At 55.9% G+C, this 6,042-nt stretch carries 4 protein-coding genes; 1 reads left to right on the forward strand and 3 read right to left on the reverse strand.

The features are described from left to right. Positions 1 to 95: 95 nt before the first annotated feature. Together macB and macA are read right to left on the reverse strand one after the other, a co-directional pair. Complete coding sequence (gene macB / locus AB7E14_RS19250; RefSeq protein ID WP_216081635.1) at positions 96 to 2,042, reverse strand: macrolide ABC transporter ATP-binding protein/permease MacB; 1,947 nt, start codon at positions 2,040 to 2,042, stop codon at positions 96 to 98. Next, positions 2,039 to 3,157: a macrolide transporter subunit MacA gene (gene macA, locus AB7E14_RS19255; RefSeq protein ID WP_043001214.1), complete on the reverse strand. Its 1,119-nt coding sequence runs from the start codon at positions 3,155 to 3,157 to the stop codon at positions 2,039 to 2,041. Before macA ends, macB begins: the two co-directional genes overlap by 4 nt. Positions 3,158 to 3,302: 145 nt before the next feature. On the opposite strand from macA, the gene AB7E14_RS19260 reads away from it, so the two are divergent. Beyond that, on the forward strand, positions 3,303 to 4,253 hold the full coding sequence (locus tag AB7E14_RS19260) for a VirK/YbjX family protein (RefSeq protein WP_316961847.1): 951 nt from the start codon (positions 3,303 to 3,305) through the stop codon (positions 4,251 to 4,253). Here the strand turns inward: AB7E14_RS19260 and AB7E14_RS19265 are convergent. After that, positions 4,250 to 5,908 carry an ATP-dependent endonuclease gene (locus tag AB7E14_RS19265; RefSeq protein ID WP_316961849.1) on the reverse strand — a complete coding sequence of 553 codons (1,659 nt, stop codon included), beginning with the start codon at positions 5,906 to 5,908 and terminating at the stop codon, positions 4,250 to 4,252. The genes AB7E14_RS19260 and AB7E14_RS19265 overlap by 4 nt on opposite strands. Positions 5,909 to 6,042: the final 134 nt, after the last annotated feature.

Consider the following 6,042-nt stretch of genomic DNA (forward strand, 5'->3'; position numbering starts at 1 on the left):
AAGCAGAAGCTGTTGCATATCTCTTCTGTCTCATTGTGTACATCCCGCAGGTAAAATGCCAGCCCGAACGGCTGGCATTTTTATTTCCCGGGACGTTACTCTCGCGCTAACGCATCGACCGGATCCAGTCGCGCCGCGTTGCGCGCCGGTAACCAGCCAAACAGGACGCCAGTAAAGGTAGAGCACAAAAATGCCGTCAGCAGCGCGACCGGCGAGAAACCAATCTCCCAACCGGGCAGAAACAGTTGCAGCGTGAAGGCAATCAGCATCGACAGGCTGATACCCAGCGCGCCACCCACCAGACAAACCAGCACCGCTTCAATCAGAAACTGCTGCAGCACATCACTGGCGCGCGCGCCAACCGCCATCCGGATGCCTATCTCCCGCGTACGCTCTGTGACCGACACCAGCATAATATTCATCACGCCGATCCCGCCAACTACCAGCGAAATCACCGCCACCAGCGTCAGGAATAATTGAAGAGTACGTGTGGTCTTTTCGGCGGTTTTCAAGACACCGTCCATATTCCAGGTGAAGAAATCCTTTTTGCCATGACGCAGCGTCAGCAGTCGGGTGAGTTGCTGTTCGGCCTGTGCGCTGTCAAAGCCTTCCTTCACTCGTACGGTGATCGAGTTCAGCCACGACTGCCCCATGATGCGCCCGGACATCGTGCTGTAAGGCAACCAGACGCGCAGGATTTTGCTGCTGCCAAACATCGACTGCTTCTCTTCCGCCACGCCAATGACCGTCGCAGGCATGTTGCCCACGAGGATCACCTCACCCACCACGTTCGCCTTATGCGGGAACAACTGACGTCGGGTGTTGCTGTCGAGCACTACCACCTGCGCACGGCCGTTAAGCTGTTCACGGTTGAACGTTGTCCCTTCGCTGAACGTCATGCCATAAACGTTAAAATAGTCGCCGCTGACCCCGTTCGCACTGGCGGCGACGTCGATATTGCCATAGCGTAAGCGCAGGTTCTGCGACACGGCGGGCGTCGCAGAAGTCACCCAGGGTTGTTTTTGGATCGCCGCAAGATCGTCGTATTTCAGCGCCTGCTGATACTGTGGATCGTCATCGCCAAAATCTTTGCCGGGGTAGATATCAATGGTGTTGGTCCCGATGGCGCGGATGTCTGCCAGCACCAGCTGTTTCGCTGCGTCGCCGACCACCACAATCGACACCACCGACGCGATACCGATGATGATCCCGAGCATCGTCAGCAGCGTGCGCATTTTGTTGGCCGCCATCGCCAGCCACGCCATTGTCAGTGCCTCGCGAAACCCGCTGACAAACTGGCTCCAGCCGGACGCCGTTTTCACCGTCGGTTCCTGAATGCCCTGCCCCTGCGCGGTGTGCTTTGCGGGCGGATTGCGCACAATTTCGCCGTCATGGATCTCAATCACCCGCTCAGCCTGGGCGGCAACCTGGGGATCGTGGGTGACGATAATGACCGTATGCCCGCGATCGCGCAGCTGGTGCAGAATTGCCATCACCTCTTCACCGGAACGGCTGTCGAGCGCACCGGTGGGTTCATCGGCGAGGATCACTTGTCCGCCGTTCATCAGCGCGCGGGCAATACTCACGCGCTGCTGCTGACCGCCGGAAAGCTGCGAAGGTTGATAATCAACGCGATCGCCCAGACCAAGCCGCTGGAGCAGCTCCTGCGCGCGCGCCAGACGCTGTTTCCTTTCCGTACCGGCGTAAACGGCAGGGACTTCGACGTTTTGTGCTGCCGTCAGATGTGACAGCAAATGGTAGCGCTGGAAAATAAAACCGAAATGCTCCCGACGCAGTTGCGCCAGCGCATCGCGGTCCAGCGTTGAGACATCGCGTCCCGCGACCCGGTAGGTGCCGCTGGTGGGTTTATCGAGACATCCCAGAATGTTCATCAGCGTGGATTTGCCGGAGCCAGACGCCCCGACGATCGCGACCATCTCCCCGGCATTGATCTGTAGCGTGATGCCTTTCAGCACCTCCACCTGCTCTTCTCCCGAGGGATAACTGCGGCGAATATTGCTCAGTTCAAGCAATGCCGTCATTGCGCGACTCCTGGTTTGCCCTCGCCCGTCACCACTTCATCACCGGCTTCCAGCCCTTTTACAATCTCTACGTCGGTGTCATTGCGCGCGCCAATTGACACTTCGCGTTCACGAGTTTCACCGTTACGCAGTAAGGTCACCTTGTAACGATTGTCCCCGACCGGATCACCCAGCGCGGAAAGCGGGATCGTCAGAACGTTTTTCACATCCGTTAGCTGAATATGGACCTGTGCGGTCATCTCCAGGCGCAGAATACCTTTGGGGTTGGGCACTTCAAATCGGGCGTAATAGAAAATGGCATCATTCACTTTTTCCGGCGTCGGCAGCACATCTTTCAGCGTCCCTTCGTAGCGGGTCTGCGGATCGCCCAGCACGGTGAACCAGGCTTTCTGCCCCGGTTTAAGGTGAATCACATCAGCTTCAGAAACCTGTGCTTTCACCAACATCGTACTCATGTCCGCCAGTGTCAGAATGTTCGGTGCCTGCTGCGCGGCAATCACCGTCTGCCCCTGTAGGGTGGTGATCTGCGTGACTTCACCAGCCATCGGCGCAACGATGCGGGTGTAGTCGAGGTTGGTCTTCGCGGTATCCAGAGATGCCTGATTGCGTTTGATCTGCGCATCAATGGTGCCGATTTGCGCCTGTTTCACCGCCATCTCCGTCGCGGCGGTGTCCAGATCCTGTTGCGACACAGCCTGAGTTTTTGCCAGTTGTTGCTGGCGGGCGAGCGTCACGCGCGCCAGCTTCCACTCGGCTTCAGCCTGCTGGCGTTGAGCGCGAAGCTCCATCAGCGTCGCTTCCACCTCTTTGATCTGGTTTTCCGCCTGTTCAGGGTCGATAACGCCCAGCAACTGGTCTTTCTTCACTTTATCGCCAATTGCTACCGACAGCGTTTTGAGCTGACCACTCACCTGCGCGCCCACGTCAACTTTACGTAAGGCGTCGAGTTTGCCGGTTGCCAGTACGCTCTGCTGCAAATCTCCCGGCCGCACAATCAGCGTCTGATAATTTGGCACCGGCGCATTAAGCGTCCGCCAAAGGGCAAATGCCCCCAGGATGAGAATGAAAATAAGCAACAGATAGCGCTTTTTAATTTTATTTCCCTTAATACCCATAGCGATCCTGATGGTAAGTTTTCAGCTGAAATTCAACAGTATCTAAACAAACCGCAAGCGAAAAGGATAGCGCTCGAGGCATTGATGATTGGTTAAGATTCAGCGTGTTTCAATTTCCACAATCATCGCATTGCGGATTATGATCATGTCACAGATTACTGATAATACCTTTTACACTTCAGACGTTGCGTCTCCTTTACAATTATTTATGCGCCTGACAAGGGGTCAATTACTGCCGGGTAAATTCTGGCGGAAGGCCAGCTTTCGCCGTAAGTTTTTAATTCGCTCGTTACTGATGCCAAGGGCTACCCGTCAGTTGCTGGAAAACCTGACCCAATGGCCTGAGCTGAATACGCTGCTGGCCCGACAACCCCGGTTGCCAATTCGTCTGCATCGCCCGTATATGGCGGTGAATATTAAGCGCGAAACCGCACTGACCGCGCTCTGTAGTCATTATGACCTGCTGCGTCAGTTATTCAGCCGCGAACAACTGGCCCGTTATTTAAGCCAGAACGGTCTCAATCTGGCAAAATTTGAGGCCAAAGACGGTGCGTCATTCCAGCTTGATTTAGTCAGCCTGGTCTCACTGGATAAAGAAGGTGAAAGTACCGTCGTGATCCGCGACGAGCAGATGCGTATTCTGGCAGAAATTACCTTCACATTCTGCACGCTAAACGGAAAACGCACCCTGTTTATTGGCGGCTTGCAGGGCGCGGCAAATGATGTTCCACATGAGGTCATTCAGCAGGCCACGAAAGCCTGTTACGGCCTGTTCCCCAAAAGAGTGGTAATGGAAGCGCTGTGTCAGTTCGCACACATCGCCAGGGCGGAGCAGATTCTGGCGGTCAGCAACGCGGTGCATGTTTATCGCAGTTGGCGCTATATGGACAAAAAAACGCAAATGCATGCCGACTACGACGCCTTCTGGGCGTCCCTGGGCGGTGAAAAAACGCAAGGAGATTACTTCTCGCTGCCGCTGACCATTGCGCGGAAAAGCGAGGCGGATATCGCCAGCAAAAAACGGGCTGAATACCGCCGCCGCTATGCGCTGCTCGACAGCGTTGTCACGCAGGTTCCGCAGTACTTACAGGGTTAGTCCGCTCTGCCGCGCGCCAGCCACAGCACCCGGGAGAACATTTTTCTCAGCAGCGTCGGCACCGCATCCACACCTCGCCGCCCGGCTTCCATCGCCACTTCGATGGCTAAGTCGGGCTTCGATGAGCGATGGATCGCCTTCGAAATGATTTTGCGCATATTCATTGGCACATTTTCCGGGATTTGCGCCACCCGGTGAAAAACATTGGCAAACCCCTGCCGGTACATAAAGTGTTCCATATCCAGCGCTGGCAGCGTCGTCAGGTGTTCGCGCTCCTCTTCCCGGTCGTTATTCAGCAGGCTGCGCACCGTGGCGGCATATTTTTTCCCGGCTTCATCACCATCCACCAGCACGTGCCACTCAATGCCCATCCGCCGGGCGAATTTCACCAGCGGTTTAAGACCTGACTGCGCGAATTCGATCACCTTAATCCCTTCGGCATCAAAGTGATGACCGCACTGACGGGCCAGTTCGTTAATCACCCAGGTTTCTGTTTCCCCTTCCACCAGCAGCCAGCAGCGGGCAAACAGCGAGGAAGCACGGTTAAAGCGAATGTGGAACGCGATGCGTCGACCATCCTCTGCGCTCAGCCCCCCCGGTCCCAGACGCCAGGCCGCCACGCGCGAGGATTCACGCACCAGACGGCAGACATGTTCCACCGGGGTCAGCGAGAGCAACTCGCCCGAGTTGGTGGTGGTGATACGCTGAAGCGGTAGCAAATTCAGCAACTGCCACGCCACTGACAACATGATGGGATGCAGACGCGTTTCCGGATCTTCTACCAACAGCAGTGGTCTGGCGTCTTTATGCAGCCTGACCGTGCCCTTCGCCTGCAACAGCGTGGAGAACAGCCCCAACAGAATCACCCGGTGAGTACGTCCTCCCGGTTTGTCGATCATCCGGTTGATAATATCGAGATAGCGCCAGCTTCGCTGTTCGTTGGTGGAGCGTCGGCGCATTAAGCGGTGGCGGGACTGCGAAGTGCCCTGCTCGGTAAAATAGTGCTCAAGCAGTTGCACCATCGCCGAGAGTCCCTGCCGAATCTGTCCGTCGGTGAGATTCTGCGGACGCATCGCCAGTTCGCGGGCGAGAAAATCCAGTTGGCGGGCGGTGACTTCGACATCAGAAACCTCCGGCACCGTGCCGTTACGAATACGGCGCATAAACCGCGCATCGCGTAAACGCAGCACCGGCATCAGGCGCACCAGATGCCGCGCCTGTTCGTTGATATCATCTACCGCCAGCGGATGCCCGTCACCGTCGAGAAAACTGCGCAGCGTCATCACACTGCCATCCTCGCCACATTCGCCTTCAAGTCGATAAAAGATGCGTTGAAAACCATCGTGACACGGTGCCCAGCACGCCTCGAGCGGCCGATAGCGGCGAACCCGGTAGCGCCCAGGCTGAGATTCACGAAACGTCAGTACGATATGCAGATGATGCTCGCGGCCTTTGATATCACCAGGAGGAAACCAGAAATCATCGCGGTCAAAATGATACAACTCAGATTCGGGTGACAGCAGCAGTGTTAACGCATCCAGTAAACTTGATTTACCCCAGGCGTTCTCACCGATCAGGACGTTATTCTGCTCGAGCATCAACGACAGTCGATTGATACCGCGAAATCCCACTATCTCAACGCGTTCGAGAATCATGTATCCTCCAGAAAATCTTCACTTTCCCTTTACTCTCCTCGCAGTATAACCGCAAAACCCGGCGCGAGACGTGACAGGCATATTATTACGCAGGCTAACTGTCTGAAGGATGAACGATTTATTCTTTACTCTTT

Origin of the sequence: Citrobacter sp. (assembly GCF_050252275.1) — a bacterium.
In the GTDB taxonomy this organism is placed as follows: Bacteria; Pseudomonadota; Gammaproteobacteria; order Enterobacterales; family Enterobacteriaceae; genus Citrobacter_A; species Citrobacter_A amalonaticus.